The organism is Acinetobacter sp. RF14B, assembly GCF_006864105.1.
GTDB lineage: Bacteria > Pseudomonadota > Gammaproteobacteria > Pseudomonadales > Moraxellaceae > Acinetobacter > Acinetobacter lwoffii_C.
Genome location: NZ_SMTB01000003.1, coordinates 64,035 through 89,449 on the forward strand (window position 1 = coordinate 64,035; position 25,415 = coordinate 89,449).

At 43.7% G+C, this 25,415-nt stretch carries 35 protein-coding genes; all 35 read right to left on the reverse strand.

Annotation, left to right across the window (positions count from 1 at the left end):
• Positions 1 to 5: 5 nt before the first annotated feature.
• The 35 genes from E2K52_RS01195 to E2K52_RS01350 all read right to left on the reverse strand — a co-directional run bounded on the left by E2K52_RS01195 (position 6) and on the right by E2K52_RS01350 (position 25,193).
• Positions 6 to 398, reverse strand: a complete 393-nt coding sequence (locus E2K52_RS01195) for a hypothetical protein (RefSeq protein ID WP_151203182.1) — start codon at positions 396 to 398, stop codon at positions 6 to 8.
• Complete coding sequence (locus E2K52_RS01200; protein WP_151203183.1) at positions 395 to 634, reverse strand: hypothetical protein; 240 nt, start codon at positions 632 to 634, stop codon at positions 395 to 397. The genes E2K52_RS01195 and E2K52_RS01200 overlap by 4 nt, the downstream gene beginning before the upstream one ends.
• A gap of 44 nt (positions 635 to 678) precedes the next feature.
• A complete protein-coding gene (locus E2K52_RS01205) occupies positions 679 to 1,956 on the reverse strand; it encodes a hypothetical protein (protein WP_151203184.1) in 1,278 nt (425 codons plus the stop codon).
• Positions 1,957 to 2,007: 51 nt separating this feature from the next.
• Entirely contained in the window at positions 2,008 to 3,621 is a 1,614-nt protein-coding gene (locus E2K52_RS01210) for a hypothetical protein (protein WP_151203185.1), read from the reverse strand.
• 9 nt (positions 3,622 to 3,630) lie between these two features.
• Positions 3,631 to 5,604 carry a hypothetical protein gene (locus E2K52_RS01215; protein WP_151203186.1) on the reverse strand — a complete coding sequence of 658 codons (1,974 nt, stop codon included), beginning with the start codon at positions 5,602 to 5,604 and terminating at the stop codon, positions 3,631 to 3,633.
• Complete coding sequence (locus E2K52_RS01220) at positions 5,594 to 6,013, reverse strand: hypothetical protein (protein ID WP_151203187.1); 420 nt, start codon at positions 6,011 to 6,013, stop codon at positions 5,594 to 5,596. Before E2K52_RS01220 ends, E2K52_RS01215 begins: the two co-directional genes overlap by 11 nt.
• Complete coding sequence (locus tag E2K52_RS01225) at positions 6,010 to 9,516, reverse strand: tape measure protein (RefSeq protein ID WP_151203188.1); 3,507 nt, start codon at positions 9,514 to 9,516, stop codon at positions 6,010 to 6,012. The genes E2K52_RS01220 and E2K52_RS01225 overlap by 4 nt, the downstream gene beginning before the upstream one ends.
• Before the next feature lie 77 nt (positions 9,517 to 9,593).
• Positions 9,594 to 9,989 (reverse strand): hypothetical protein, encoded by a 396-nt coding sequence (locus E2K52_RS01230; RefSeq protein ID WP_227548201.1) that lies wholly within the window; start codon positions 9,987 to 9,989, stop codon positions 9,594 to 9,596.
• Between the two features lie 52 nt (positions 9,990 to 10,041).
• Positions 10,042 to 10,602, reverse strand: coding sequence for a hypothetical protein (locus E2K52_RS01235; protein WP_151203189.1), 561 nt, complete (start codon positions 10,600 to 10,602; stop codon positions 10,042 to 10,044).
• A 53-nt stretch (positions 10,603 to 10,655) separates the two neighbouring features.
• The gene (locus E2K52_RS01240; protein ID WP_151203190.1) at positions 10,656 to 10,835 is read right to left on the reverse strand and encodes a hypothetical protein; all 180 of its coding nucleotides are present in this window, start codon (positions 10,833 to 10,835) and stop codon (positions 10,656 to 10,658) included.
• 105 nt (positions 10,836 to 10,940) lie between these two features.
• The gene (locus tag E2K52_RS01245; protein ID WP_151203191.1) at positions 10,941 to 11,684 is read right to left on the reverse strand and encodes a hypothetical protein; all 744 of its coding nucleotides are present in this window, start codon (positions 11,682 to 11,684) and stop codon (positions 10,941 to 10,943) included.
• Positions 11,684 to 11,854: a hypothetical protein gene (locus E2K52_RS15175; RefSeq protein ID WP_171478783.1), complete on the reverse strand. Its 171-nt coding sequence runs from the start codon at positions 11,852 to 11,854 to the stop codon at positions 11,684 to 11,686. The genes E2K52_RS01245 and E2K52_RS15175 overlap by 1 nt, the downstream gene beginning before the upstream one ends.
• A gap of 9 nt (positions 11,855 to 11,863) precedes the next feature.
• Positions 11,864 to 12,295 carry a hypothetical protein gene (locus tag E2K52_RS01250; RefSeq protein ID WP_151203192.1) on the reverse strand — a complete coding sequence of 144 codons (432 nt, stop codon included), beginning with the start codon at positions 12,293 to 12,295 and terminating at the stop codon, positions 11,864 to 11,866.
• Positions 12,296 to 12,297: 2 nt separating this feature from the next.
• A complete protein-coding gene (locus E2K52_RS01255) occupies positions 12,298 to 12,708 on the reverse strand; it encodes a gp436 family protein (protein WP_151203193.1) in 411 nt (136 codons plus the stop codon).
• Position 12,709: 1 nt separating this feature from the next.
• Positions 12,710 to 13,195 carry a hypothetical protein gene (locus E2K52_RS01260; protein ID WP_151203194.1) on the reverse strand — a complete coding sequence of 162 codons (486 nt, stop codon included), beginning with the start codon at positions 13,193 to 13,195 and terminating at the stop codon, positions 12,710 to 12,712.
• A gap of 11 nt (positions 13,196 to 13,206) precedes the next feature.
• Positions 13,207 to 13,542 carry a hypothetical protein gene (locus tag E2K52_RS01265; protein WP_151203195.1) on the reverse strand — a complete coding sequence of 112 codons (336 nt, stop codon included), beginning with the start codon at positions 13,540 to 13,542 and terminating at the stop codon, positions 13,207 to 13,209.
• 13 nt (positions 13,543 to 13,555) lie between these two features.
• Positions 13,556 to 14,512, reverse strand: coding sequence for a DUF2184 domain-containing protein (locus E2K52_RS01270; protein ID WP_151203196.1), 957 nt, complete (start codon positions 14,510 to 14,512; stop codon positions 13,556 to 13,558).
• A gap of 3 nt (positions 14,513 to 14,515) precedes the next feature.
• Positions 14,516 to 14,986, reverse strand: a complete 471-nt coding sequence (locus E2K52_RS01275; RefSeq protein WP_151203197.1) for a hypothetical protein — start codon at positions 14,984 to 14,986, stop codon at positions 14,516 to 14,518.
• A 15-nt stretch (positions 14,987 to 15,001) separates the two neighbouring features.
• Positions 15,002 to 16,177, reverse strand: a complete 1,176-nt coding sequence (locus E2K52_RS01280; RefSeq protein WP_151203198.1) for a DUF2213 domain-containing protein — start codon at positions 16,175 to 16,177, stop codon at positions 15,002 to 15,004.
• A gap of 54 nt (positions 16,178 to 16,231) precedes the next feature.
• Positions 16,232 to 16,483, reverse strand: coding sequence for a hypothetical protein (locus E2K52_RS01285; RefSeq protein ID WP_151203199.1), 252 nt, complete (start codon positions 16,481 to 16,483; stop codon positions 16,232 to 16,234).
• A 101-nt stretch (positions 16,484 to 16,584) separates the two neighbouring features.
• Positions 16,585 to 17,451 (reverse strand): minor capsid protein, encoded by an 867-nt coding sequence (locus tag E2K52_RS01290; RefSeq protein WP_151203200.1) that lies wholly within the window; start codon positions 17,449 to 17,451, stop codon positions 16,585 to 16,587.
• Positions 17,432 to 18,730: a DUF1073 domain-containing protein gene (locus tag E2K52_RS01295; RefSeq protein WP_151203201.1), complete on the reverse strand. Its 1,299-nt coding sequence runs from the start codon at positions 18,728 to 18,730 to the stop codon at positions 17,432 to 17,434. Before E2K52_RS01295 ends, E2K52_RS01290 begins: the two co-directional genes overlap by 20 nt.
• 10 nt (positions 18,731 to 18,740) lie before the next feature.
• Complete coding sequence (gene terL, locus E2K52_RS01300) at positions 18,741 to 20,267, reverse strand: phage terminase large subunit (RefSeq protein ID WP_151203202.1); 1,527 nt, start codon at positions 20,265 to 20,267, stop codon at positions 18,741 to 18,743.
• A complete protein-coding gene (locus tag E2K52_RS01305) occupies positions 20,245 to 20,718 on the reverse strand; it encodes a DUF2280 domain-containing protein (protein ID WP_151203203.1) in 474 nt (157 codons plus the stop codon). The genes terL and E2K52_RS01305 overlap by 23 nt, the downstream gene beginning before the upstream one ends.
• A 59-nt stretch (positions 20,719 to 20,777) precedes the next feature.
• Positions 20,778 to 21,419, reverse strand: coding sequence for a putative metallopeptidase (locus tag E2K52_RS01310; RefSeq protein ID WP_064101985.1), 642 nt, complete (start codon positions 21,417 to 21,419; stop codon positions 20,778 to 20,780).
• Positions 21,370 to 21,816, reverse strand: a complete 447-nt coding sequence (locus tag E2K52_RS01315) for a hypothetical protein (RefSeq protein WP_064095913.1) — start codon at positions 21,814 to 21,816, stop codon at positions 21,370 to 21,372. Before E2K52_RS01315 ends, E2K52_RS01310 begins: the two co-directional genes overlap by 50 nt.
• 39 nt (positions 21,817 to 21,855) lie before the next feature.
• Positions 21,856 to 22,086 carry a hypothetical protein gene (locus E2K52_RS01320; RefSeq protein ID WP_064095912.1) on the reverse strand — a complete coding sequence of 77 codons (231 nt, stop codon included), beginning with the start codon at positions 22,084 to 22,086 and terminating at the stop codon, positions 21,856 to 21,858.
• A 77-nt stretch (positions 22,087 to 22,163) separates the two neighbouring features.
• A complete protein-coding gene (locus E2K52_RS15310) occupies positions 22,164 to 22,382 on the reverse strand; it encodes a hypothetical protein (protein ID WP_081406356.1) in 219 nt (72 codons plus the stop codon).
• On the reverse strand, positions 22,375 to 22,548 hold the full coding sequence (locus tag E2K52_RS15180; protein ID WP_171254939.1) for a hypothetical protein: 174 nt from the start codon (positions 22,546 to 22,548) through the stop codon (positions 22,375 to 22,377). Before E2K52_RS15180 ends, E2K52_RS15310 begins: the two co-directional genes overlap by 8 nt.
• A 546-nt stretch (positions 22,549 to 23,094) precedes the next feature.
• The gene (locus tag E2K52_RS15015; protein ID WP_153228183.1) at positions 23,095 to 23,235 is read right to left on the reverse strand and encodes a hypothetical protein; all 141 of its coding nucleotides are present in this window, start codon (positions 23,233 to 23,235) and stop codon (positions 23,095 to 23,097) included.
• 201 nt (positions 23,236 to 23,436) lie between these two features.
• Entirely contained in the window at positions 23,437 to 23,868 is a 432-nt protein-coding gene (locus E2K52_RS01330) for a hypothetical protein (RefSeq protein WP_227548202.1), read from the reverse strand.
• A gap of 57 nt (positions 23,869 to 23,925) precedes the next feature.
• The gene (locus tag E2K52_RS01335; protein WP_227548203.1) at positions 23,926 to 24,225 is read right to left on the reverse strand and encodes a DUF1064 domain-containing protein; all 300 of its coding nucleotides are present in this window, start codon (positions 24,223 to 24,225) and stop codon (positions 23,926 to 23,928) included.
• Between the two features lie 86 nt (positions 24,226 to 24,311).
• Positions 24,312 to 24,656: a hypothetical protein gene (locus E2K52_RS15315; protein ID WP_227548204.1), complete on the reverse strand. Its 345-nt coding sequence runs from the start codon at positions 24,654 to 24,656 to the stop codon at positions 24,312 to 24,314.
• Positions 24,649 to 24,933: a hypothetical protein gene (locus tag E2K52_RS01345; protein WP_151203205.1), complete on the reverse strand. Its 285-nt coding sequence runs from the start codon at positions 24,931 to 24,933 to the stop codon at positions 24,649 to 24,651. Before E2K52_RS01345 ends, E2K52_RS15315 begins: the two co-directional genes overlap by 8 nt.
• Positions 24,930 to 25,193: a hypothetical protein gene (locus E2K52_RS01350; protein WP_151203206.1), complete on the reverse strand. Its 264-nt coding sequence runs from the start codon at positions 25,191 to 25,193 to the stop codon at positions 24,930 to 24,932. Before E2K52_RS01350 ends, E2K52_RS01345 begins: the two co-directional genes overlap by 4 nt.
• Positions 25,194 to 25,415 lie beyond the last annotated feature (222 nt).

The window sequence follows — 25,415 nt, forward strand, 5'->3', positions numbered from 1 at the left end:
CTCATTTATGTTGATGGTCGTAGAATCAGTGAGTTCATCATGAGAGTGCTACCCAGCACCAGATCAGGATTGGCCAATGTGATATCGGATCCAACTGCAAAGTCAGCAACTGCTTTCCCTTCACCGTTAAATAGACGTGCCCAAACTGCGGTACCTGATTTTATAACTGTCGCTGCATCCGTCTGATTTAGTTCTATATGATCGGTATGTACCTGTTTGATTGAGGGATTAGGCAGCGTCAATGTAACCAGTCTGGCTTTATTATTTGGATCTATACTGACGTTTACAGGCTTTTCATCATCATAAAAAACGAAGGTAGCATTTGCGCTACCTTGATCTAAAAAGTTTGCCAGTGCCTGAAGTTGGGCCAGTCCAGCAGCTAAAGAGGTTTGGATCATTTTGGCACCACATTGTCTTGAATGACTGCGTTGAATTGATTGGTCGAGTCGATAGCCATAACGATAAACTTTATACCTGCAGGCAAACCACGAAATCCATAATTTCCATTAGATGCACTATGAGCTATAGAAACTAGAGCGCCTGTAGATCGTTCATACAACCTCACCGGTCTTGATAATGGAATGCCAACTTGTGAAATAGTCCCTTTTATTTCTTTGCCGTGGTCATACTGCATAATAGATAAAGACCTATTGATACTCGCCTTTAGCGAACTTAGCCTCATGGCATATCTCCAATCTTAAATACAATCTGGCCGCGTGATGCGCTATAAACTGCAACCTTTTTTGCAATAAATAGCTCGTCACCATCTATAAATACTTGCATTTCTGGATACGGCTCTTGCTGTAAAGGCCATCGTAAATTTTTACATTGTCCTCGCATAACACTTGGTGTTTCACTTGTTTCGAGTAATGCTACTGGGCTTAAGATTAGATTGTGTACAGAAACATAATTGCTAGCACCAGGGTAAAAATTCCCTGTATTGAAAAACCCAATTGTTCCTGCATTTGCATGAGTATTTGATTGATTGTATTTTCTTTGAATAAGCGTATTTGCAGACTGATTGGCTAGTCCGGTTTGTGTTCCAGGGGTTGAGCTATTACCTGCCGGAAAATTGTATATGGTTGCTGATAATAAGGTATTGGATACATCGTTTTGGATTAAGCTGTCAAATTTTCCAAAACCATATAAAAGTCCATATTCATTGTTTGACACAGTGTCTGCCGCTACTGATGGGACAATATAAAAACAATCTCCATCCCCCACTAGTAACCATTTGCGATTTCCATTTACAGGCACTGTCGAATCGTTGTTTCCGCTTGTTGCAGTTGCTGCAAATGCTCTCGCATAATACCATTTTGCCCAGCCGTTCGTGGCTGTGGTACCTGAGCCGACACCCACCCAATTTTTATCAGGATTCACCGCATCAAATGGAGCTTGAACACCAAGCATGGTATCAATGTCTGTCATATCTTCAACAATACCGACTTTCGCATACTTCGCATAATTGGCTGTATAAGCAGGATCAAGCTCATCAACAACACGCAGGAATGGACGGCTAGATAAAAGTAAATTTTTAGAACGATATGCTGCTTTGCCACCGCCAGTTGGATTACTACTTGAGAAAGGCTTTTCCCAGCCCAAGGGTGGTAATGATGCTGTGATTGTACCTGTTGCAGTCGTTGTACTTGGCGCTGCCGCAAGTTCAAACGTAACACTTTGTGCATTCGGCACAGTTAAAATTCGATGCTCACCATTAAATTCCGGTTGGCTGGCACCTGCAATTTTAATCACTTGGTACTGCATTAAATTATGTGCTGAGCTGAATAATGCAGTGACTGTAGTGCCTGATGCTGTAAGGGATGACATTGTGCCAATATTGATACCATTGACCAGACAAGCATCTAGCACATTAATCATCGAGCCATAAGCATTTTGCAGTTGTGGTGCATTGTTATTGGTATACACATAAAACTTGATATCTGTACTTGCAACCATTTTTATATCCATAAAAAAGACCGCATAAAGCGGCCATATTTGATTTAAATTTTAAACAAAGCGGTCAATATCGCCGCGTAGCATGATCTGGAACTGGTCTGACAATACTGCTGGCTCTGACTGTTTTACTGTACGAATCACCCAGACCGGAAAGTTTGCTGCCACGGTATTGAAGCGCAAGACGTTACCATTGGCCCAACCTGCGCCCCAGCCTTCCTTTTTGATGATGAAATACGGAACACCAGTGACCGGATTGATCGGTGCGTAGTCTGCATTGGTGGTACCAGTACCAATCTGGCCAGAGTATTCACCAATGCATCGAAACGATTGCGCATCGGTAAAGATTAATGCCCAACGCTCCTGAATCGCACCTTTATTGGTGATCTGAAGTGGATAAAGTGAATCATTGTAGTTCGCTAAAATGCTTGAACTTGGCTCATCTACCCAGGCATTACTCCACGAACCCTGCACAAACTTACGGGTATATCGGGCCTGCATATCACCAATGACTAAAGCAGATCCCACAATGGTATCCGCCGCATCATAGTTATGCGTTAATGGCTTGGTGAATGTTAGCTGGCCGTTGATCTGTACATCACGGATCAGGCCCATGTCTTGATAACGGTATTTCACTGTTAGAGGTGCAACCAGATTGCCCAGTACGAAGTCACCACCCAGCGTCACGCGGCCATAGTCATAATCAACCGTATACAAATCGAAAGCTACTTTCGTTCCGTTAGCATCTTCAAGTTCGGCCCATGAAATGCGCTGATCATTTAGATTGTATGTGATTCCTGCAATCGCATCGGGCAGTTTCTGGGCTTTGCTTGAGCTGACAATACTAATACCACCAACACGGAAAATAGGCACCCGGCCATCGATCGGCAAGCGTGTAGCAGACAGACCTAGAATTTCAGAATCTAGCGGAATGTAGGTGTAAGCCACTGCGTTATAGCGTACGGATGAAGCATCCACCCAGACCGGGACATTGATATATCGTCCATCTAAGTCATCATATTCAAGCAACGGATCGTACCAGTCGTTGGCTTCAATCTCTGCACGGTTGGCTTCAGTGATTCTGGTTTTGGTATAAAAGTAAATGGTGACAAAACCATTTTCCCAATTGACCTGACCATGCGCCCGACTGGTTTCGATCACCCCATTTTCATCAGCGGTCAGTGTCAGCTGGCCATATTCAAGGGTTCCCACCACCACAGTTAAGGATTGTGGTCGGATCGGCATGATTGGCGTTCTAAAGCTGATCTTGTTGACCGGCAACAGGTCGGTGGTGGTGGTTAAGGATTCCAGAGTAATCGTGTTATCTGCATTCGGAGTCCAGGAATCGATTTCAACAATCCCGGTGCCGTATTGAATAACACCTGACTGAATCCCGCTGTTATTGGCCGGATTCACATTGCGATACAGCAAGCCGGTACGATCCAGAAAGGTATCAGCGCCCACCTTAAATCGAGCTGAACCTGTCAAAATCTGTTCATCAAAACCGGAGGATAAGTCCAGCTTGAGCTTGTTTGCCGTCACTGTATGTGTGGCCGAATTGGAACCTGATGTATCACGGTATTTCACTTGTACATCAACAGTATCAAAAGCTTTCAGCTCTACCTGTTCGCCTTGAACGCTGGATGGTTGTGGAGAATAAAAAGACATATTTCCTCGCTATGCTGATGCATACGTTACTGACATCATTGGCAAGTACTCTTTTCTGAATACTTGCTGATATACCACCGGTGTGACTTCAACTGCGCCAGTAGCATAGGTAATGCTGCCCTGCACCTGACCGCGCTCATTGACCAGATTGCCAATCATCACATTCACTGGCACATCAAACAGCCGTACTGTTCCTGTTATTTTCCGGTCGGTGTTCTGAACGGGAATCTCCAGCTCGATGCTATTCGGCTGAATTGCTGGTCCGGTACCGATGTTGAAGAACATCTTCTGGTTGGCATCTGGTGCAACATCCATCTTGGTCTGCTCAAGTGATTGGCCATAGTTGTAGATCACGGAGAAAACTGTGCCTTTCTGTGGCAGCTTGTTTGGAATGATCTTGCCGGTACCCGTGGCATAGTTGATTTCACCCGTAGCATCACCAGTAAACTTGCCTTGAGCATTGGAAGTCGCTGTTTTGGACTCACCCTCAAGCAACCAGTTGATGGTGATACCCGGCAAAACACCGGGTCGACCTAAATCAAAATCAAAGGCAGCTTTTTCAACACTTAAATTAGATCGTACGAAGGTGACTATCGGTGTGCCCCAGTTCAGCAGAATCGGCGTATCCACATCCGGTAAGGCACCAGTCGTTAATAGCCATGAGCCGGTTTCATAGTTGATCATGCCCGAACCAAATGATGGACTGGCAGCCTTTAACTGCCCCGATCCATCATCTTTAAGTTCATAGAACTTGCCTTGTGACATATACGAGATCGACAAAGCGCCTGGTGCCGGAATTGGAATTAAAACTCCCGACCAGTTACTACCTTGGTTATTCTGGGTTACTGGAATCGCGTGACTCTGGTAATACTGATTTGGTGCAGCTGCCGGCTTAAACGTAATATTCAAACTTACAGTGCCGGCTGGTGCTGCTGCAGTCCATTGAATCAAGCCACGCTGATAATCAATCGTTCCGACCTGGGTGCCTTGGTTATTTTTAAGCAGGCCGCCCTGATCAGTGATCTGCTGGCCTTGCAGGCTAAACGCCACACTGGAAGGAATCACTGCAGAGCCAATGTACAGGTTCTGACTCACCCCAATCACCATATTCGGGTAATTGACTGTGATGACGCCTTCATTACCGGCTACCAGCACTACGCTTTCACCTGCAGCGTTCACATCAATGATCGGTGTTTCAGTCTGGGCCGATGGAATCAGCTGGGCAAAGATACTTTTGGCATTGACCGTAAATTCTCCCACATTGGCATCAGATGCCAGCACTGTAGATGAATAGTAAAGGCCGGTGTCCGCAACAATGGTATCGCGGATAATGGTTTTTGATTTCTCACCGTTGTACCACTGGCGTGCCGATAATCCGACAAAATCAACTTCGAGCGGATCATTGAGTGAGTAGGTCGCCACCTTATACTCAACATTCTTACCATCGATGACCATAATGGCAGTACGGGTTTCAATCTTGGTGATTCGCACGTACTGTTCGCGCTCCAATACCTTGCCTTCATCACTGACCAGCACAATGGTATCGCCTACTGAAGACTCTACTTCCTGAGGAAACATGGCGACCTGAAGTGATGACATGCCCTGCCAATGTGTATCGAGTGGTGTGCCGGCAATTTGCCCGCCTTTGGCTAAATAGTTTTCTACACGGTTCTGGGCAGCCTGACGTTCATCGTTCCAGTTCTTGGTGCTAAATAGCAGTGCGGATACGTTTGGATCCTTTGGCAGTTCAGAGACAAATACCGTTGCACCCATCAGTACATCAGTATCTTCAGTTGTGACTGCTGGAAAGACCTTGCGCATGGAGACATCCCCCATGGTCCGATCCATCTCAGACACATCATTGAACAGGTTATTGCTGATGCCATCCTGCACCACGACACCAGAGTATTTACCACCGCCATCCGAGTTATCGGTCAAGCGTTCAGACTTGTAGATCACTAAATCTTTGGTTTCAATCGCCATCGTCTAACTCCGTAAAGCGCAAGGTCATATTAAAATAATCATCCAGTGATACCGCTGGAATGCCTTTTACCGGTGCGGCCTCTAAAGCCCCATCCTGGTGATTAAATTTGACTTTGAATTGCCGGCTGTCATGTGGTTGTTCAAAATGTAGTCTGAAATTCTCACCTTGCAGCCTGGACCATTCCAAAACAGTCCGCAGTTCACGCAATCTGATCCAGCCCATCTGTGGATCTGCCGGCTGCAGGGTAATTGGTCGGCCCGACTTCTTTTTGCCTTCCTGAATGATCAAAGTGCCATCCATGGCGTAGTCTTGACTCTGCTCAATGGCCTTCCATGAGAATTCATCAGGCCATAAAAAACCGTCCTCTAATGGGACGGTTTCTGATGTTGCTAAGCGAATAAGCTTCATGTGGATCTCGCCTGTATTTTTAATTGATTCACAAGTTCATTCATTAAAGATTCCTGTCCAGCAGGGCCGCTAAATTTCATCTGCTTGCCATTGAAGTCAAAGTTATAGGTAACCTCCTTGCTTGGTTGTCCTGTATCTCTGACTGAAGGTGCAGAAGGAATAGATGGTGCGTAGTCACTCAGACTCGAGCCAGTTGAAGAAATATTGATAGAACGAAGCAATTCATTGATCTTGTTAGTTCCGTGCTGAGTGGTCAGACCATTAGCGGCTGCCCGATCAAATTCAGCATTGATCAATGCTTTCATGGCTGGATTACCATCTTTACCCAGTCCTTGAGCCTTGGCATCCCGATCAGCTGCCATCGCTTTGGACCAGATATCACCCGCCAGTTTTTGAGCTTCCTTATCGCTATATCCCTTACTTTTCAGCTCGGAAAGTACTTCATCTCTGGTGTAGGAGTCATAGCCATAAATGCCCTTGCTTAATGCATCGCCCTGTCGCTTCATCTCCTTATTGAAATCACCTTTAGCTTTATTGACTGCATCAGCCCAGGCTTCGGTAGAAGATTTAGCTTCTTCCCGTGCGATCTGACCTGCATGACGGTATCCATCACCGATTCTATGTGCAGAGTCTCTGACCCGATGATTAGCCTTCTCCCACTCATCCATGGATTTGACGGCAGCAATACCGGTGTCATCAATTTGAATCTCAAGATTACGCCCGGCATTCATTGCATTTATTGCAGCAATTCTTCCTGCGTCACCGGATGCAGCTGCAGACTGAGCAGCTTTTTCATAGGCCTTTTGAACGCCCTCAGCAGTTGCCTTACCGCTATCACGGACATTAATAAAATCCATTAATGCTTGTTGAGCAGCTAGCTTGAGATTTTCCTTAGTCTCAATGCCTAGTCTCTTGAAAGACTCCGTAACTGGATCGATATCATCAGGCAGTTTTTGAGCCTGCATCTTGATAGCAATGAGGCCTTGCTCTACCTGACCAGTCGATACCTGTCCCTGGTCCCCAAACTCTTGAAGCTTGGCTTTGGCCATATCAATTTCAGCTTGGCTTTTGGCTGTTTCCAGCCATTTAAGCCAGGCTTGATAGGTGACATCACCAGCCTGCTGCCCCTCAACACCTAAATCTTCAAGGCCGCTTGCAAAGTTATCTAGCTGGCCTTCTGTTTCCTTGAATTTTGCAGAAACTCGATTAAGCGAAATATCCAAATCAATACCAAGTGCAGTGGCAGCTTTCCGAGCCTTATCGGTGGTATTGCTTTGATGCTCAGTAGCGATCGCAGCATCCTGCATCGCTTTCACAACCACCTTGCCAGTGCTATCAAATTCAGCCTGTAAACCTTGGGCGGCTAACTGGGCGTTAAGAGCCTTTAGTTGTGCCATCCCTGCAGCATCTGCAGATTGAATCATTGCACTAGCTACGACCTGAGCAGCCTGAATTTTGGCATCTGTAATTTTCTGACTTTCAGCCTGATAGGTTTTTTCCTTGGTATCCAATTCAGCAAGGCCTTTTACGGCCTGATCAATTGCAGCCTGATTTCCTGCTTTACGTGCTTCGTGGAGCTGCTGCTCTAACTGAATGCGCTCATCACTGATGGCCTTGTAGTCAGCCTTGTGTTTTTCCTCTTGAAGCTTTAGTTCGTCAAGAGTCTTTTGGCTCTCAGTAATGCGTTCCTGATTTGCCTCATCCTCAGTCTGACGAATCTCTCGAATTGCTTCTCTGGTAGCTGACTTACTTTCAAGTGCCAGCCGGTTTGCCTCGGATGCATTCTTTTCAGCCTGCCTGAATAAAGTATCTGAGGCGTTTTGTGCTTGAGCAGCCAGATCATCAAAACCTAGAAAATCTAATACTGAAGCACTAAGCGCATGAATACCACCGGAAATAAACTGAATACCTGAAAGGAGTAGCTTCAAGGCAATATTTAGCCCAGTTGCAGCATCCGATACCACCCCTAGAGCAATTTTAAAAACATTGAATAAGGTCGTTAAACCATCGACTTCCTCTTTACCATTAAGGATTGCATTAAATAAAGGAGCTATTGAATCTAAGACAGATGTAAAAGCACTCCATGCGGTTTCAGCTATTCCCGCGATACTGGATATGACATTTTTAATTGTGTCGTATACGGCAGATAGTGTGCTTCTAATAGCCTCAATTGTAGATGGATCTATTTCCGAAAGCTTGTCTTGAAACCACCCTATTCCATCTGCTACATCATCGAAGAATAATTTTAGTATCCCAAGATTATCAGCAATAATTGATAGAGCATTTGCTACTGTCGCGCTCGATCCATTGGCCTGATCCATCTCACCAATCAGGATTTGCCACTGCGTAGATATCTTCTGCAAGGCATTGCTGATAGTAGTGGGAAATTGATTGTAAGTTTCTTGAATCTGAGTGGCCTGACTTTGCAAAGCTTTAATAACACGCTCTGCTGAAAGCTCACCATTTTCCGCCATCTTGCGGAGTTCACCAGTAGTGACTCCCAACCCTTTAGCTAGAGCTTCAGCAAGACCGTAACCATTTTCCATCATGGAGTTGAATTCTTCACCACGAAGAACACCACCCTGCATGGCTTGGATGAATTGCTGTACAGCCGCTTCACTCGCCTGAGCTGAACCACCACCGATCTGAATCGCTTGCGTCACTGTTTTAGTCAGGTCTAGCGCTTGTTGTTGCGTCATCCCCATTTCTTTGCCGACTGTATTCAGTCGGGTAAATAAATCACCTGTTGCCTGTAAACTAGAATTTGTGGCAAGTGCTACCTGATGAACTCCAGCCATTGCAGAACTGAAATCACCACCTTCACGGGTAGCAATCTGAATGCGTACAGATAGGTTGGTATAAGAGTCAGCCGCTTGTGCTAATTCTCTTAAACCCAAGCCAATACCAATACCTCCCATTGCACCAACAAGTGCTGTTACAGCGAATTTTGCACCATTAAGCCCTTTTTGAGCTGTTTGTGCTGTACTATCAGTATTTTTTAAACTTGTATTGGCTTTGCCTATTTCTGCTTGAAATCCACTAAAAGCCTGATCTGCTTGCTGTACTTCTTTTTCTAGTTGATCAACCTGAGCCTGTGCCTTTTCAATATCAGCAGGTGAAGCACTGGTTTTAGAAAATGCTTCAAGGTTTTGTTTGGCTTGAACTAAATCGCTCTTAAGTTGGCCTAATGCTTTTTCAGCCTTACTCCCAAAATCTGTAAAGTTTCCTGCTGTAGATTTTGCATTATCGCCGGCATCTTTGATAATGTCTGTAGCGGCATTTAGAGACTGGGAAAGCTTATCTGCTAACTCACTGGTTCCCTTCGGGATAATATTTCCCATCTCTTTAGAAGCATCAGTGGTTGCTTGTTTTAACCGCTCTGATTCTTGCTTAATTGTGTTGAATACTGATTTTGCCGCATCTTCGGACTGATTAATATTGCCAACAAAGCCTTTAGTGTCGGCATCCATGACTAATTTGAATGTTAAATTTTTACCAGACATGCTGACCTCTAAAATTCAGGCAATAAAAAACCCGCCGAAGCGGGTAAACTCAAGTGTTAATAAACCATTCCAAGGGGTTAATTTGAAATTGATGTTAATTTTCCATTTGTGAAATGCAGATATTTTGACCCGGAATAAGGTGTTCTATACACCCATTGCTCAAACTCATTTTTAGCTGTGGTTGTTGTGTTGACTTTATCTGGGTAGCCCCATGTTGATTTCTCAGCCTCGGACTTTGTCATTCCAATGCGCGGTTCTTTCCTCGCATCACGTTCGGCTCTTTCTTTTTCTCTGGTTGCCTGCTGTCCTTTGATTGCAGCTTGAGATTGCTGAACTCGCGCATTCAATTCTTTACCTGGGCAAGGCTTTCCCTGATAAACCGTTTTTCCGTTTACACTGCAGGTATAAACCTCAGCAGCGAAAGAACTTTGAATCAATAATACCGACGTCATCACTAATAATAATTTTTTCACAATAACCCCCTAAATAGTTATTTTCACATCATAACTTTAGGGTGAATCCTGATCAATCAGAAACCATTTCTTTCTTAAATGACTCAAAGCCTTTCTTGTCTGATTGAGCGACACGCGCTGCAACGGCGTTATTAAAGATTCCCTGCTTATATAGCTTGTTTGCTGCTGTGACGTAGTTCTGAAATGCGCCGTAGGTCATTTCCATGATTGCACTATGCTGGTGACCCATGGAAACTAGGAACTGGAATGAATCAAACCAGGTGGAGTCATCTTTCTTTTTGATCCCACGCTTTGGTTTTTCGTATTTGAAGTAAGCCTGATTGACCAAAAGCAGTGCTTTAAGTAGATCTTTAAATCCCTGTTCATCAGTAGCAAGTTTTACCAGTGATTCATTATTCAGATCAGTGACACATGCCATGGTCGAAATGACCTGCACACCATGAGCTTTAAATAGACCTGTCAAAATCTCATCTGAATGATTTTGGTCTTTGATGAAGTTCTTAATCAACTCAGCATGCATTGCCCAGGTATCAAAGTCTTTCATCTGGATCTGGCGCACTTCGATGTCATTCACTTTGATGCTGCGATTTGTTGCTAAGAAAAAATCGTTCATGATGGGATCTCGGGTATTAAAAAACCACCCTAAGGTGGCTATGTATTTTGCTTTTATCGAGGACACAAAGGGTCATCAACAATGAAAACTTTCTTATCAATCTGACTTACAACTTCATTTAAAAGCTCTTCATCATTTGATTCATATTTTATAAGAGTTTCATCACCTGTACTTTGAACACTTACGTGCACAACAGGTATTTGGTCGATGTCATCAAAATTTGGTTTATCCATCTTCTCACCAATGCTTATAATTCTGCCTAAATTATAACATTGATAAAAAATACAGGCACAAAAAAAAGACGCATAGCGCCGTGGAGTTCTTTGTGCCTGTATGGATTATGCAGCTACGCTAAAGCGCTCGATATGGCCAAAGATACTAAGTTCGGCATCATTAGCTTTAGAGATATCAGCCAGTGCCTCACCTTCGATTGAGTAAGATCCAAAGTCTTCATGGATCAGATCAAATTCCGTATCCGGTGAGAATTTCACACGCCATAACGTCAAGACCACCTTGTCACCAGTGAGTGTATCAATACCTTTGAAAAGGATTCGATATTCATTCCCGATGTTATTGGCAATTGTCGTACGTGTCTTAGCACCAGCTTTAGCAGAAAATTTAACTGGACCAGTCACAGTCTCATTAAAAACTACTGTGCCAAAAACTGCATCAAGCACATACTTGTCCGCCTCAATAGCAGTATCCGAGCTATCCTTAAAAGCCACTTCACTTAAATTTCGATGGCCTAAATCAATCATAGCGCCGGCCTGTACAGCGCCAAGAGTGATATCAGTCAGCTGAGCTTCTGGAATTTCAATTGATTTGCCGCTAAGGATTAACTCTAGATTCTCCTTAGTCACCTCTTCAATAGTCCCTGAAATGGCAACGCCAGTTTGCTTATACAACACCGCATCTTTCGAACGTAGACCAGTTTTACTCTCATAGTGGTCGGTGGATTCGGTAGAAACTGCAATCTGTAATTCTGGTGTACTACCAACCGGCAATAATGCAGCAGGTACACCGCTAACCATTTTTGCTAGATGAAGTTCACCTTGAAGTGAAATCACATTTGAATTAGCCATTACTTTTCATCCCCTGTGGTTTTCTTGGCTGGAGCAGCTTTGGTTTCAGGTACTTCCTGAATCACGCCATCTGCCACTAATTTTTTAATTTGTGCATCATCCAGCCCGCCAACCACATCGCCTTTTTTAAAGCGACCGACAGGCTGAGTTGCCTTGTATTGTTTTGCCATGACTGGCTCCTAAATGAGTTTCTGGATTTCAAACATGAATGGGAAATAACAGTGCCCCGCTTTACCACCAACTCGCACTGGACTATTTGTACGCTTGAAGGTTTTGAAGCCAACAACTTGTGGATTAAAACCCTTCATTGCATTCAGAATCTGATCAATAAAAGGTTCAGCCTCTTTGCGAATCACACTGGTTTCCTGAAGCTGTGCACCACTATGCCGAACTGATAGAACCACTAACCATTGCTGGTAAGTCACTGACATTTCCCCGCGTCCTGCTTCACCAGCAACGCGATCATCGTAGTAAATGATGCTGACTGATGGAGAGTTATTAGAAGCTTCCAGCATCTCTTCGATATTGAACGGCGTATTCACTTCAACTAGCCCAGGAACTTCCTGTTTAATACGCTCAACCAGCATTGGCTCAAGAACAAAATATCCCATAGCTACACCACAAATATGCCAGTGCCTGTGAAAGGTTGACCTTCATCACCCTCAGGCTTGATTGGAAATACAAGAATTGCCTTACCGGTTGATATCTTATTCAGCCATGAAATAGCCATTTCATAACGCCGCAAGACTTCATCCGTCGGTTGGTCCTTGTACAGTAGATAGCGAGCAATATCATTCACATTTCGCTTAAGCTGCTCAGGAACACTAGGCAACGGTAAGTCATAACGTGCGGCAATATAGCTATCCACTTCATTGCTCGCCTGATCGATCGCATTAAGCGTGATCAGTTCCTTCTGTTCAGGAGTTAAAGGTGGATCCTGATTGCGAGCAATATTGCTTTCAAGTCGTTCAATTTCGTGCTGACCAAAACTATCAATCAGATCTTTTCGCGCGATATAAGCCATATCAATCCTCTGACACAATGTAAATTACGCCTTGACGCAACTGACCTGTATCAATTAATGGTCTGCTGCTGCCTTTCCGTTTAATGGTTCGTGGGTGCAACGGCGCAAGTCTTGCTGTTATCATCTGTTTCTGAAGGTCGGCTTGACCTTGCATTCCGAGATATTCCCACATGGTCCGTAGATCCATGCTCCCTTCAATCAGTGCAGGAATACTGCGCTCCATAAAGCCCAGATACTTTTCCTGATTCTGTTCAAGAGTTGGTGTAACCACGTCACGCTTAGGAATATTTCTAGATGGTGCGCCGTGGTAGTGAATCGCGGCCAAGTCAGCCATAGTGATAGAGCGTTTGCCCCCACCATGACCAAGATGACTTTGACTCCCTAGCCAACCCACCTCAACATGGCCACCCATCTTTTTGGCATTCTCAATGAAACGATCCAGTGAACCATCATCATTGATCTCTACACTTGAATTAACGTGAACCATGTTGTCACCACTTAACCTGCTGCTTTCAGTTTTTCTTCAAGCTGCTCAATCGTTTCATCTTCACCAAATTCAATAGATTTTTTGGTCAAGGCATCACGTACTGCTTTGAGTTTCTTTTCAGCAGCTTCGGCAGCCTTTTCTTCAGCAGTCTTTTCAGCCTTAGGCGCTTTCGCACCTTCAACTTTAATTTCACCAGACTGAATCAAAGAACTAATGATTTTATGCTTCACAAGTTTGTCATGCTCGGCTTGAGATACTTCAACTTCTTCACCTTTATCCAGCACTAAACGTGGTTTTGTAGGCAAAATTAAAGCGGCTTGATCGCCGCTATAGGTGTACTTTGGCATGGTTTAAATCCCCTTAGATGTCCAGATAACGCATTGAGTCGACGCGCTTCAACCACACGCCTTGATATTTATAGTGACCAGGGATTTTGATATCCACACCCACTGGCTGAGCTGCCAAAAACTGCACTTCATCAGCAAGGAACTGGATGCATGATGGATCACGACGGTAAATTACCGCACGGTCTGCACCCGCAAGACCTTTACCATTAATACGGTCGATACTGCCAAACTCCAGTTTTTTACCTGATGCTGTGAAAATGTTCTTTTCTTTAATTACATCAAGGAATGTCTTACCCGCTGTATCTGGGACAAAACGACCCGCTAAGATGGTGAACTGATCAGATGGCAATAAGAATGTATCTGGGCGAATTGAATCATCGAATTTGGACGCAGTTAATGCTGGTGTAAGTACCACATTCACATCTTCCAGAACTTCTTCGACAGTTACCGTCGCCCAGTCATGTTGAGCAGCTACCACCGTAACGCCAACTTGGTTATAGAAGCCTTTCACAGTTCCTTCACCTTCCCAAGCTACATCGCTTAAGTGCTTTTCAGCCGCCAAACGTGCTGCTTGTGCTTTGTCTGAGTCCAAAGGAATATTGGCAGCCATTGCTGTTTGAATTTCAAAGACTGAGTATTGGTAACCAATGGTGCCGCCAGTAACAGGCATGGTGACTGAATCGTATTCCACTTCCGCCAATGGGATATCAGTCCCGGTTCCCGCATGACGCTTACCTTTACCGATACCACGTTTACGCTTTAATACCTCACCACCGCCTACAACATTGTTGGTAGGTTTGGTTGGGATGTATTTTGCGTATTCTGTTGCTTCAGCCATTTGTGCATCTGTTTCATCGACAAATTCAACTTGCTTGAACAGATTTACAAGGTTTTGCATGTTAAATGCATCACCGATTTGTGCTTGGATCGCACCCGCGACTGGTGTTAAGCGCGCTAATAGTTGATTCATGTATTAAGCCCCACGAAGACGTAAAATTGCTAAACCTTCTGCATTGGTCACGGTTTCCCATGATGCATTTGGTAATTCGGTACCATCAGTTGATGAAGAAGACAGTGAACCCAACGGCGCTGCAGTCGTGCCATTTGCTGTTTTGACATAAACCTGGGCGGTAATGTCAGTTACCGGCGCTGATGGCTTAACCCAGATGTTGCCAATGGTCATTACCGGCAAAATATCACCAAGCTGATAGGCTTCATTGCCCTTGGCATCTTTTCCAGATTTGCCTACACCGTTGCGCAGTACTACACCAAAACGTGTAGGAGTTGCACCCGCTACTGCAGCTACCGATTTACCATCAGTGGTACGTACTACCGTATCACCATCCGACAGCGTTCCTGATCCGATCATTGGAATGGATAGAACTTCTTCTGGACCTACTAAGTACGCCTTTTGACCCGGGCGTGCGGTAATTTGCTGAACCATGTCAGTCATCCCCTATTAGATTGAAGCTTTCCAGGCATCTGCTTTAGATGCTGGCTTTTGTTGTTGACCTGGATCACCATCAACGACTTGTTTCGGGAACATGTGATCGATCGGATTGACTTTGGTTGGTGTCGCCAAGACAGCGCGGAATGCTGTGTCAATCAACTCTGGCTTTGCATCACCGACTGCTGTTCCACCAAGCACAGCTACTACAAGCGCATCACCAGCTTTTGCTGAAATTACATCGCGCTTAATCTGCTCACATGTACAACCTTCAGTTTTGATATTTGGATCAATCTTTTTGGCATCTTGAATTAAAGCTGCTCGGTCAGCTGCAAGTGCTTCAAGCTTTTCAGGAGTCACTTGATTGGCTTCTAGTGTTGGTACCTTGTCTGCCAACTCTTTATGATCTGCTACCAGTTTGTCAGCAACGGCTTGTACAGCACCTAATTCAGTCGCAAGTGAAAACTCCTGATCACCAATTTTTAATTTGGCGGATTTTAAGTTTTCGAGTTGTGACTCTTGTTGTGCCAAGGCATCCGCTAGGGCTTGGTTATCACCAACCTCAAAGCGAATCCCGTTGATTTTGATTTCCATCTTTTTCCCCTTTGGGTCAGGATTATGATCGCCAACACGGCAATCACCACCGCATCGACCTTGATATACAAGAGCAACATGGTTGCCCTCGATGTTTTTGAAGACCGCGTGATACGGCGTACCATCAGGAGCAATACCTGACTCAATGAACAGATCCGCCGTATAACCAAGTGATAACTCGATCTTTTCGTTGGTCTGAATTTGTTCAATGGCATTTTTATCCTTGATGAGCAGATCGCCCACCAAATAGCCACCTTCAACGCGTAGATTGAATAATTCACCTACTGTGTAGTGTCGCCATGTCGCAGCATTTACCTGATTACCAGGTGGATGATTATTCGTTGCATCCTTGCCTTCAAAGCTGGCCATGGTCTTTTTGCTAAAAAGCTCATCTGCCGAGGTATAAACCCCAAATGGCTGCCCTTCCTTAAAACCTTGAATGCCCCCAAATTCCTCTGGGTAATAACTGCGTACTTGTGGTGCCTTGGCAAGTTTTGCCCCTACACATAGCAAAAATCCCTCTTGAGTGAGGGATCGTGAAGATTGGGACGGCGCAAAATCACCAATTTTGATGTGTATCGAATGTCGATTCATAAATTTTAGCCATTAAAAAACCCACCATATTGGTGGGTCGTGTTTTTAAATTTATTAGCTCAATGCTGTAGTCCAAAAGCTTTGCCATAAATCTCCAAAATAAGCCCCACTGCAGTAAATAGCACAAGCTCCTAAAGCCATTGATCCCCACCAAGCTAATGAGCTAACAATTGCTGCCGCACTCATTGTCGACATGAAGCCAAATAGTACTAGTGAACCAAATAGAGTCCCAAAATGTTTACTGGTAAAGAAATTGGTGAATTGAACAATCACAATAGTGATTGCATCTTTTGAAATAACTGCCATATTTTTAATCCTTTAATGTTTTACTGATTAAAAGAATACACCAGTTTATGCACTTCTAAAGTCGATAATACTGATCACCATAATCGATTTGGGCTTTCTATTTAAGCCGCCTCCTGCATCGCAATAATCTCTTCTGGTGTTGGTGCACTTGGATCAAACAGATGCGCCGTATATGGAATAGCAACACAGCGGCAACGAATTGGAATCCCCGGATGCCCATCATCATGCACGTAAGTCCATGCATATAATTTCCCATCACGGTACCGGTGTGAATCACGTACACGCTCGTCACGACTGCATGACCAATAATAGTGAGTAATACCCAGTTTGGTCTGACGTACTTCAGTCAGCTTGCTGGTGAGCTTTCCTGTTTGATCCCGAGCAATGAGCTTGGCGCGTTTCTCTGTGCTGTACCCAATTTCTTGGATGGCCTTCACCATATGTTCAGCACGTAGACCACTCTGAACCCCATTCAGTACAATCTGCTCTACCTTATCCAAATGTTGCTTAGGAATAGATTTGATCAGTTGTACATTGGCCTGAACCGCATCACTTACTGCATCAAACAGATCCTCACTGTGCATCAAGGCTTTAAAATCAATGCCTGTCAGCTTAAATAGTATGTCTGCTAACTGCTGATCCGTAGACTGCTTGTTTTGCTCCACAATACGGCGTGCAATCTCAATGGCCATAGTGTCAGTTATGGTGATCAACCTAAGGCGTAAGGATTCAAGTGCCTGAATGAATTGATCAATAAAACGGTCTGAGACCTGAACACCAGATGTATCGCCAATGTTGTAGCGCTTAAGCAGAGGCAATAGGTCTTTTTTTATTTCAGCCTGAGTAAATGCGACCAAAGACAGAAGCTCACGTGTATATGCTATTTCCGCTTTCCGTGACTGCTGAATGGGTAATGGGTTGGGCTTTCGACCACGCTTTTTAAGTGGCTTAATCAGTTTCAGATCCATTGTAAGACTCCGCTACCGCTTCAAGCGACTTAATATAGGCATCATCGATATAGTCATAAGTGCCATCTTCACGCAGCTGCTTGGCCACATGAGCTTCATTCACAATGCCTTTTTCAAGGTATTTGGCATCGCGTTCAGCATTGTTCCTTTCAACCTCAGAACGGGTTTTATAATCCAGCTGCCAAAGTGGATAAAATTTAATATCCATACCTACCGGAGCTTTTCCAAATAGGCTCTGATAGATCAAACGCAATAATGGAAGTAATACAGGGTGCAAAAACCATTGCTGATCCGTATTGATCCGGTCGTAATAATTGCGCAGATCAAATTCACCTGAATTGTTTAAGCCTGAAGTGGTCTGTCCAAATAACACTGTAAAAGGTATATCTGCAGCTGCTGCAGTTTGAGCAGCAAACTCACGCATCAGCTCAGGAAGGCCGCCAAAGTTATTAGTCTTGCTTTCGTATTTTTCTGATGCATCAAGGACCAGCATGCCATTAATGCTCTTCATGAATGCTGCAGCTGCAAAACGCTCAACTGTGTCTTTCATGCGGGATTTGAGTGCATCAATCAGGCCTGGCATCTGAATTACATCAATTTTTGCCTCATGTACCAAACTGGCTCCAGCGCTATTTGTGCCAACGAATTGCAATAGCGTACGGTAGATTGCCAATAAAACAGATTCGGCCTCTTCGCCGTTCTTGATCTCAACAAGACGCTTGTAATGAACTTTATGTTTGGTTTGTGAACCTTCAATCGTACGGACTTGATAATACTCTGGCTGGTTAGGATCACCATTATTTTGAGAAGGCGGTATTAACGCGGTACCTTGCGCAATTTCAACCTGTGATTTTTTAAGCACAGTAAAAAACTGAAGCTCACCACGGCGAACGCCATCCCAGTCAATGGAATCTTCAAGGCTCCCACCACTAAAACCAATCAGAATATAAGCCTTACCATATAAGCGAGTGTATTTTAAGGCTGTATAGAGCTTACGCGGTAAATGGAGACGATTAACCTCATCTGCCATTTTTTTAGCTTGGGCTTCTTTAATACCTGTATAAAACCATCCCGCCCGCAACATATCCTGAACAGGTCGATTGATAATCTTTTTAGCCAGCCAGTCTTCATAGGCTGCTTCAAAATCCTGATCACCCAACGCAATATTTTTAACGAATTTACCGTGGCTGGCCTTGTCACGCCCTGTACCCAGATTGGTGGCGAAGTTGACATAAGCACCATCAGTCACGTTTACAGGCGTTTGAGTTTGCTCTGTCACTGTTCATCTCCTAATCTAAAAGCGAATACCCATTCACCAAGGTGTCATTAATTGCATCCATTGTTGGATCCCATTGGTCATCATGGTCATGTGTCATATCGGCTGTCAGGCCTTCCACCTCTTCCACATACGGAAGTAACCAAGGAGCATCTGCTGGTAACATCACACGACGATCTTCAACATAAAAAACCACATCCATGGTACGGGTCAGCTTGTCTGTATCACGCTGGATTGCCCGTATTGGTAAGGTAGTAGTTCGTGAGATGGTCTGAATCAGTGTGGTACCAGAGGCTTTATCCTCAATGGCCATATATCGCAATGCACCCAATGCAGGTGTATCAACGTGATGCTTCTTAATAAACCGTTCGGCTTCTTTAATCAGCTCAGGTGCAAGCCACTTACCACGGCGTACATCAATGATGTAAAGCTTGTCGTCATAACCAAGGCCACCACACAGGAATACGGAATAGTCATTATGTTCTTTGACCTTTTGTGCCGTATCTGCCCAGATTCCACGCCATTTAAGTGGCGGTAATTCGACATAACGCCCAAACCATTCGGACTTAACCAGATCGCCACCAAGCTTTTTCGGTGCCTGCTGGTACTGACTGCTGAATGTATAACGAGACACTGTAGCGCCGTCTTTGTCTTGGCCACCTTTCTCCAGCTGTAACAACGATAGTAATGACTCTTTCAAAGGCCAGTAGCTTTGACGGCCTTTTTCATCACGTTCGACATCTCGCGGCACTTTCTTTCGAATGTGCTCTGGCAATGCATTGATATATTCATCATCGATCAACGCTGGTATCGAAATCTGATGCCAATTGCCCGGGACGTTACCAGTCATCACGAAGTTAGTCGGATCCTCAACGTGTAAACGCTGCATGATTAGAATAATTGGTGTGGATGATCTCGCCTTACGTGAGTTGACTGTATTTAGAATTTTACGGTTAGCCTTGTTACGTGCCGTCTTACTGAATGCATCCTCGGGCTTGAGCGGATCGTCCAGGATAATCGCACCGGTAAATCCATTATCAGCCAATGTACCTGCACGGCGGCCCGTAACCTGACCACCCATTGAAGCAGAATAAACGTGCCCTGCTTCATAGCCGTCTACGGTCGTTTTCCAGCTTGCCTTAGCATCGGTACTGGTTGATATCTTTACAGGCCATAAGCCCTGAAAATCTGCTGATTTAACGATGTTCCGCGCCGTAGATGAAACATCCTCAACAAGTGACTGAGAGAATGACAAATATAAGAATCTTGAACGCTGGTTTCGAGCAATTCCCCGAGCAATCAAGTTAGTCAGTAATTCAGTTTTACCCGAGCCTGGTGGAACGTTAATAACTAAATTTTCGATACGGCCTGCAATGACCTCATCAATTGCCCAAGCTATGTATTCATGGTGCCAATTGACCGAAAACTTAAAGCCCATTCGTGGCAAAAAAAAACGGCGCGTAAAGAATAAATGTTCTTTCTCGCACCGCTCCTGTTCGATCTGCATTTCCAGCAAACTAGTATTTACTTTCGAGTTCATCCATCACCTGCCTTACCAATTCTTTTGAGGCAGTTACATAGGTTGTGTTTTCATTCTGCAAAGGACCGCCGTCTGGACCAGTTATTTCCTGCTTGGTCGTACGTGCGTCTGTTTCTTGATAAGCCAATTTCAACAGATTCTGTTTGGATACTTTATTTTTTCCAGCATCCTCATACATTTTCTGAATTTCTTTCAGTCGAAATGCTTGGTTTGCGATCGGAATATCAAAAATATTCTTTCGGAAATCCTCACGTGTCTTATCAAACAGATCCGTTAATTTCTTGCTTAGATTGCGGCCTGCATACTTGGTCGGGTCGTAATTTTCACACTGCCGACGATCAATTTCGATGTTAAATCTTTGCATGACAGCATCTGCTACTTGTTGAGGTGTTTCAAAGCAAGCAAGAGACTGAACTATAAAGATTTTTACAGGCTCTTTTAGTGCCGCCATAATTACCCCTTTGTCATGCTACGTCATGCAAGATAGACAAAAAAAAGAGCCTTTCAGCTCTAACCAATCACACAGTTCCCACAACATGCTGCAATATTCGTTTCAGATACAAACGGCGCATTCTTGGCAATTTCCAGAAGTCGCTTAACAGACTCGTCTGCACCCCATCGTCTGGTCTCACCAAAGAACACTTCAACGTCATGGCCCGCCAAATAATGCTTAGGCAGTCCGGTCATATCGCTATAAATGATTTCACCATCAGCATCACGCTCTACACCGATGTGATACAGTTCATGTTCAATCAAGCGGCAGAACTCACGATCTGAGGCTTGTTCGCAATAAGTAGCATCTACAGTGATTAAGTATTGAGGTACAAATCCAAACCAATCTCGCATCTGTTGTTCCTGACGTGCTTTCTTCCAGCCGCCCTGGTTAAACATGACCTTTTCACATTGACCCAGTACCATACGTTTTTTTGCTACGGCGGCAGATGAAGCCCAGGCGAATGCAAGAAACTCTTCATTGTCATGCAGTAATTCAGCAATATGGTCATGATCCGGGTTATGCAGCTGACCACCGAGAGTGAGCCAATTATTAACGACCCATTCTTTAAGCTCTGGCGCAGGTGCCAAGCGAATAGCTTCCTCTTCCTCAGCCTGATCGATCAGATCGCTCGGTGGGAATGGTCTGAACTGTTCCATAAGATGCCTTTAAATTTCTAAGCCACTTAGTAGCACGCCCCATGTTGATATCATTGGCTTCAAAACGTTGATAGCGATAACCCATTTCTTCAGCATGGTCATAACGATCTATGCTCCAGGATTTTGTAGCAAGTTTGCCTTTTCTTCCACCTGACCAAGGACCACCAACAATTTCAATCAGCATTCGATATTCAATAAGGTGTAGATCGAAACGCCAATGCTTCGTACTTTTAAAATGAAAGTATTCTTCATACTTGATTTCCATCCGATCAAGGATCTCTTTCAATCGTTTGAAGACTTCTAGGTATTTCTCACCAGCTTTAGGTAGTGGCCTATTACGAGGTTTATTCTTAACTGGGCCTTTCGCTGTTAAGCGTTTATAGAGTTTTGGATCCATAATCTGCACACATTAAAAAACCACCCTAAGGTGGCTTGGTTAATGATTAGTTTTCATTTTCTTTTTAACTTCATTTTCTTGATTGCATAGCTGATATGCCTCCATTAGTGCCTCAAGAGCATCATCAATCTTTTTGTTAAACTTAGGATTTATTTTTTGATGATAATATTGATGATTGGCAAGGTGGTCATTCACAAATTCAACAGCAACACTCGTAGTATGTAATGCTTCATGTCTAAACCATTTGGGGTTTACTTTCTTCTTAGCCATCTTCTTCTGCTTAAGTGAAAGCAAAATATAATATCATCTTTAATCACCAACATCCGCTGAGTCTTCAATAACCTTTGTTAAAACATTGCCTCACTTTCTATCCAGTTATCCAATTGGAGCGTATCGAACTGAAAATGACAAGAATAGCATAACGACACTGTAAACGAATCATCTGCTTTAATACCTTTACCCTTGCCATGCTTGACACTATTTGAATGAGCAGCTTGACTGTGTGGATTACCGCACCTGATGCATAGCAGCTTTCTGATTGCTGCGAGTCGCTTTGTATTACGCATACAATGCAAAGCGCAAATTCCTAATACGCTCTTTCAACTTAATCATGATGCCATCGATTGCCAGCAGCTCATTACGTGTCAAACCAGATCGAGTGAGGTTCTGATACTTAGACAGCTCAGCACTGCAAAATTCTAAGTCTTGTTTCGCCTGTACTTTGTCTGTCATAGCATCCACCAATAGAAAAGAAAAACCCCGCCAATATCTAGTATGTAGCGGGGTCTTATGTGCCGTAATACGTTCGGCAAATGCCACCAAAGTGGCGAGGGTTACTTTTTCACTTTACCGCAGTTGCGACATTCAATTTGCACGAAAATATCTGACTCATAGTCGTAATCGTGAATGCAGAACAGTCGCTTTAAGAATTGGAGCATACTTTTCTCCACGCATAAAAAAACCCACATTTGGGGAAATGCGGGTATAAAACTAAGAACTACAGAACGCTCTGAATAAAGTGTATGACACTGTTTAACCAAAATATATACCGCTCATCGGGATGACGGCATTCAATTTAAACCACTACGATTAAAGAGAGCCGCCACGAAAAAAAAGCCCGCTCTACGTGTAGTGCGGGCTATAAACTAAGGACCTTGGAAGGTCATTCAGAAACTACAGCTAGTTTCTGCTCGCTATATTGAAGATTAATAGAACAATACTCATTGGCAAAATATATCAAAAAATAAAAATAAATTTAAATATAAACAAAATCTTAGGTTATTTAGATATGCTATTTTCTTTAGAAAGATCCTCTAATTTTGTGATTTTTTCTTTAGAAGCGCTATGCACATAAAAGCACAATAAAAAAACAAGCACTAATAACACTACACCTAAAATCACCACTCTTTTATTTTTCATTGGATTACTCTTATTTTAATGATATATCCCATTATTATATATAACTATCTAAAAAACAACAAAAAAAGCCCACATTTCTGTGAGCTCTTACGGTAATTATCAGTCTTTCCTGATCGTCATTTGCTTTTCAGGTGGCTAAGTGCGTATTCATGACTTTGACCACTTAACACAAATATGCCATATCGTGGCATGCCAGTCAACTTACTCAAGGCGCAATCTCTTGTCATGCCCTGCTAGATAATATTTCCCACAATAAACCATGCTTTTTAGTGCATTTCGCCCTAACTTAAATTCAACTTCCATTCTGCGATCCGACAACCCTCGCACATTCTTCTCAATAAACAACAAAACTGCCGTCTTTGCCGACTGACAAATTCGATTTGAGAATCGAATATCAATGATCAGCTTCCGTATTTCTTCAGCTTCATCATCTGAAATACTGCACGTTATTTGGTTTTTACGACTGCCGTAGTCTTTATTGTTCTCGCAGATAAGCCAGTAAATCTGATTAATGCCTAAACTATCTGGAACATTACCTGACTTCATTCGGCATGTTTGGATGTATGCACCGTACTGTTTCAACCATTCTTCGATTGAGTATTTTGACCAATCCATCACGTGTGTTTTTAACATCGCATTCACCCCTATTCCCCTAAATCTCTCTAATCTCTAAACCGTGTACTGACTTCATCAAGTGTTTTTTAAGCGATAAACTGGCAAATTCCGTGTCATCCTGCTTTTGACATCCTCAACTACCAACCGCCCTTGCTCTTGATATACAAAATCTGCGACATATTTGATTGCTGGCTTGCGTCTTGGCTCACTCTCAAACTTGACCGACTCAGCCAAAATGAAAGCCTTTTGCAGCTCTAAGTTTTCAATTTCCCCTGCCCGCTCTAACAGTGACAAATCCCGATAGCGTCTGGCTTCTTTCTGACTATCGAAAGTGATGCCGTTAAGCACCACCTTCTTGTTGTTGTATTTAGTCACTGGCACCTCGCAATGCATACATCACACGACTTGGCACCCAGCCACAGTACCCACAAACCAAACTGCCTTTTAAGCGGCCACAGAATTTACACATGTTCACCTACCCGTTCTATGACTGCTTGAATGGCTTTCAATGTCATATCCTTGTCAGTGGAATCACGTAAAAGATCAGCAATCATTAAAACTTTTCGCTTATATTTCTCAGCAACTTTTCCCGCAGCTTTCTGCTTACGATCCTGCACAGTGTTGAATGCGATTAGCTCATTGTGTTCTTGCTTGAGCTGGATATAGCACTGCTCCATGTTGTTGAGCTGGGCTTTTAGGTTGTCGATGATGGCTTGTTTTTCTTTCCAAATATTCCAAGCCATAGCCTTGTTGGCCCATGATTCTTTAGAGGCACTCTCTTCCCAGTATTTCTCAAAATCATTCATGCTCAATCACCTTCGTAGTGGGGCTAATATGATTCCGAATATCACTTACATAGTCGGTGCGATCGTGGTCGGCGATTGTTGTGCGGAGGTCTGATAGTGATTCCAATTTAGGCATCATGAAATAAACCTCATCCCACGTACTGCATTCAGAATCCCAAAAAATCACATTGTTTGTTTTCTGGTAATAAACGATCTCGCAATCTTCATTGCTGTAATGTGTAGCTCCTCTTGGCGCACTATCCACAATTTGCCGCATTTGCTCGATTGTTAAATTCATCCATTCACCCCAAATAATTGTTTTGCTTTTCCCGTTAAGTAGTACCTGTACTCTTTGCCTGCTTCGGCTTTAGCGTACAAAAGCCCGATCTCAATAAAGTTTTTTAAATATCGCTGTACCGCACGCTTCGTCACGTCTGGCATAACTTGCTGCTGAATCTCAGATGCTGTTGCTACTGGAGTGTTTTTAACAGCCAACAGAACATCAATTCCGCGATCTAGCACGGCAGCGCTATTGAGCTTTGAAAGTGATTGGTTCATGCGGCACCTCGCTTTTGTTCTTCATCGATCGCATGGCTATTCGCTAAAAATCTAAATGCTTCTTTTGCCACGATTGGAACTTGTCCATTGCCAATGGCTTTAAGTCGGTCCACCCGATGGGCCACCCCATCAGCCACTCGACCCAATCTGGGTACAGGGCGTGACAAGGCCAGCCACGGTAAATTCGTTAAAAATATTGCGTTGGGTGATCAGGATTTTGAA

Excerpts from the sequence above, each read along its gene's own strand:
- E2K52_RS01195 (WP_151203182.1), bottom strand. The coding sequence starts at position 398 with ATGATCCAAACCTCTTTAGCTGCTGGACTGGCCCAACTTCAGGCACTG.
- E2K52_RS01200 (WP_151203183.1), bottom strand. The coding sequence starts at position 634 with ATGCAGTATGACCACGGCAAAGAAATAAAAGGGACTATTTCACAAGTT.
- E2K52_RS01205 (WP_151203184.1), bottom strand. The coding sequence starts at position 1,956 with ATGGTTGCAAGTACAGATATCAAGTTTTATGTGTATACCAATAACAAT.
- E2K52_RS01210 (WP_151203185.1), bottom strand. The coding sequence starts at position 3,621 with ATGTCTTTTTATTCTCCACAACCATCCAGCGTTCAAGGCGAACAGGTA.
- E2K52_RS01215 (WP_151203186.1), bottom strand. The coding sequence starts at position 5,604 with ATGGCGATTGAAACCAAAGATTTAGTGATCTACAAGTCTGAACGCTTG.
- E2K52_RS01220 (WP_151203187.1), bottom strand. The coding sequence starts at position 6,013 with ATGAAGCTTATTCGCTTAGCAACATCAGAAACCGTCCCATTAGAGGAC.
- E2K52_RS01225 (WP_151203188.1), bottom strand. The coding sequence starts at position 9,516 with ATGTCTGGTAAAAATTTAACATTCAAATTAGTCATGGATGCCGACACT.
- E2K52_RS01235 (WP_151203189.1), bottom strand. The coding sequence starts at position 10,602 with ATGAACGATTTTTTCTTAGCAACAAATCGCAGCATCAAAGTGAATGAC.
- E2K52_RS01240 (WP_151203190.1), bottom strand. The coding sequence starts at position 10,835 with ATGGATAAACCAAATTTTGATGACATCGACCAAATACCTGTTGTGCAC.
- E2K52_RS01245 (WP_151203191.1), bottom strand. The coding sequence starts at position 11,684 with ATGGCTAATTCAAATGTGATTTCACTTCAAGGTGAACTTCATCTAGCA.
- E2K52_RS15175 (WP_171478783.1), bottom strand. The coding sequence starts at position 11,854 with ATGGCAAAACAATACAAGGCAACTCAGCCTGTCGGTCGCTTTAAAAAA.
- E2K52_RS01250 (WP_151203192.1), bottom strand. The coding sequence starts at position 12,295 with ATGGGATATTTTGTTCTTGAGCCAATGCTGGTTGAGCGTATTAAACAG.
- E2K52_RS01255 (WP_151203193.1), bottom strand. The coding sequence starts at position 12,708 with ATGGCTTATATCGCGCGAAAAGATCTGATTGATAGTTTTGGTCAGCAC.
- E2K52_RS01260 (WP_151203194.1), bottom strand. The coding sequence starts at position 13,195 with ATGGTTCACGTTAATTCAAGTGTAGAGATCAATGATGATGGTTCACTG.
- E2K52_RS01265 (WP_151203195.1), bottom strand. The coding sequence starts at position 13,542 with ATGCCAAAGTACACCTATAGCGGCGATCAAGCCGCTTTAATTTTGCCT.
- E2K52_RS01270 (WP_151203196.1), bottom strand. The coding sequence starts at position 14,512 with ATGAATCAACTATTAGCGCGCTTAACACCAGTCGCGGGTGCGATCCAA.
- E2K52_RS01275 (WP_151203197.1), bottom strand. The coding sequence starts at position 14,986 with ATGGTTCAGCAAATTACCGCACGCCCGGGTCAAAAGGCGTACTTAGTA.
- E2K52_RS01280 (WP_151203198.1), bottom strand. The coding sequence starts at position 16,177 with ATGAATCGACATTCGATACACATCAAAATTGGTGATTTTGCGCCGTCC.
- E2K52_RS01285 (WP_151203199.1), bottom strand. The coding sequence starts at position 16,483 with ATGGCAGTTATTTCAAAAGATGCAATCACTATTGTGATTGTTCAATTC.
- E2K52_RS01290 (WP_151203200.1), bottom strand. The coding sequence starts at position 17,451 with ATGGATCTGAAACTGATTAAGCCACTTAAAAAGCGTGGTCGAAAGCCC.
- terL (WP_151203202.1), bottom strand. The coding sequence starts at position 20,267 with ATGAACTCGAAAGTAAATACTAGTTTGCTGGAAATGCAGATCGAACAG.
- E2K52_RS01305 (WP_151203203.1), bottom strand. The coding sequence starts at position 20,718 with ATGGCGGCACTAAAAGAGCCTGTAAAAATCTTTATAGTTCAGTCTCTT.
- E2K52_RS01310 (WP_064101985.1), bottom strand. The coding sequence starts at position 21,419 with ATGGAACAGTTCAGACCATTCCCACCGAGCGATCTGATCGATCAGGCT.
- E2K52_RS01315 (WP_064095913.1), bottom strand. The coding sequence starts at position 21,816 with ATGGATCCAAAACTCTATAAACGCTTAACAGCGAAAGGCCCAGTTAAG.
- E2K52_RS01320 (WP_064095912.1), bottom strand. The coding sequence starts at position 22,086 with ATGGCTAAGAAGAAAGTAAACCCCAAATGGTTTAGACATGAAGCATTA.
- E2K52_RS15310 (WP_081406356.1), bottom strand. The coding sequence starts at position 22,382 with ATGCGTAATACAAAGCGACTCGCAGCAATCAGAAAGCTGCTATGCATC.
- E2K52_RS15180 (WP_171254939.1), bottom strand. The coding sequence starts at position 22,548 with ATGACAGACAAAGTACAGGCGAAACAAGACTTAGAATTTTGCAGTGCT.
- E2K52_RS15015 (WP_153228183.1), bottom strand. The coding sequence starts at position 23,235 with ATGAAAAATAAAAGAGTGGTGATTTTAGGTGTAGTGTTATTAGTGCTT.
- E2K52_RS01330 (WP_227548202.1), bottom strand. The coding sequence starts at position 23,868 with ATGTTAAAAACACACGTGATGGATTGGTCAAAATACTCAATCGAAGAA.
- E2K52_RS15315 (WP_227548204.1), bottom strand. The coding sequence starts at position 24,656 with ATGAATGATTTTGAGAAATACTGGGAAGAGAGTGCCTCTAAAGAATCA.
- E2K52_RS01345 (WP_151203205.1), bottom strand. The coding sequence starts at position 24,933 with ATGAATTTAACAATCGAGCAAATGCGGCAAATTGTGGATAGTGCGCCA.
- E2K52_RS01350 (WP_151203206.1), bottom strand. The coding sequence starts at position 25,193 with ATGAACCAATCACTTTCAAAGCTCAATAGCGCTGCCGTGCTAGATCGC.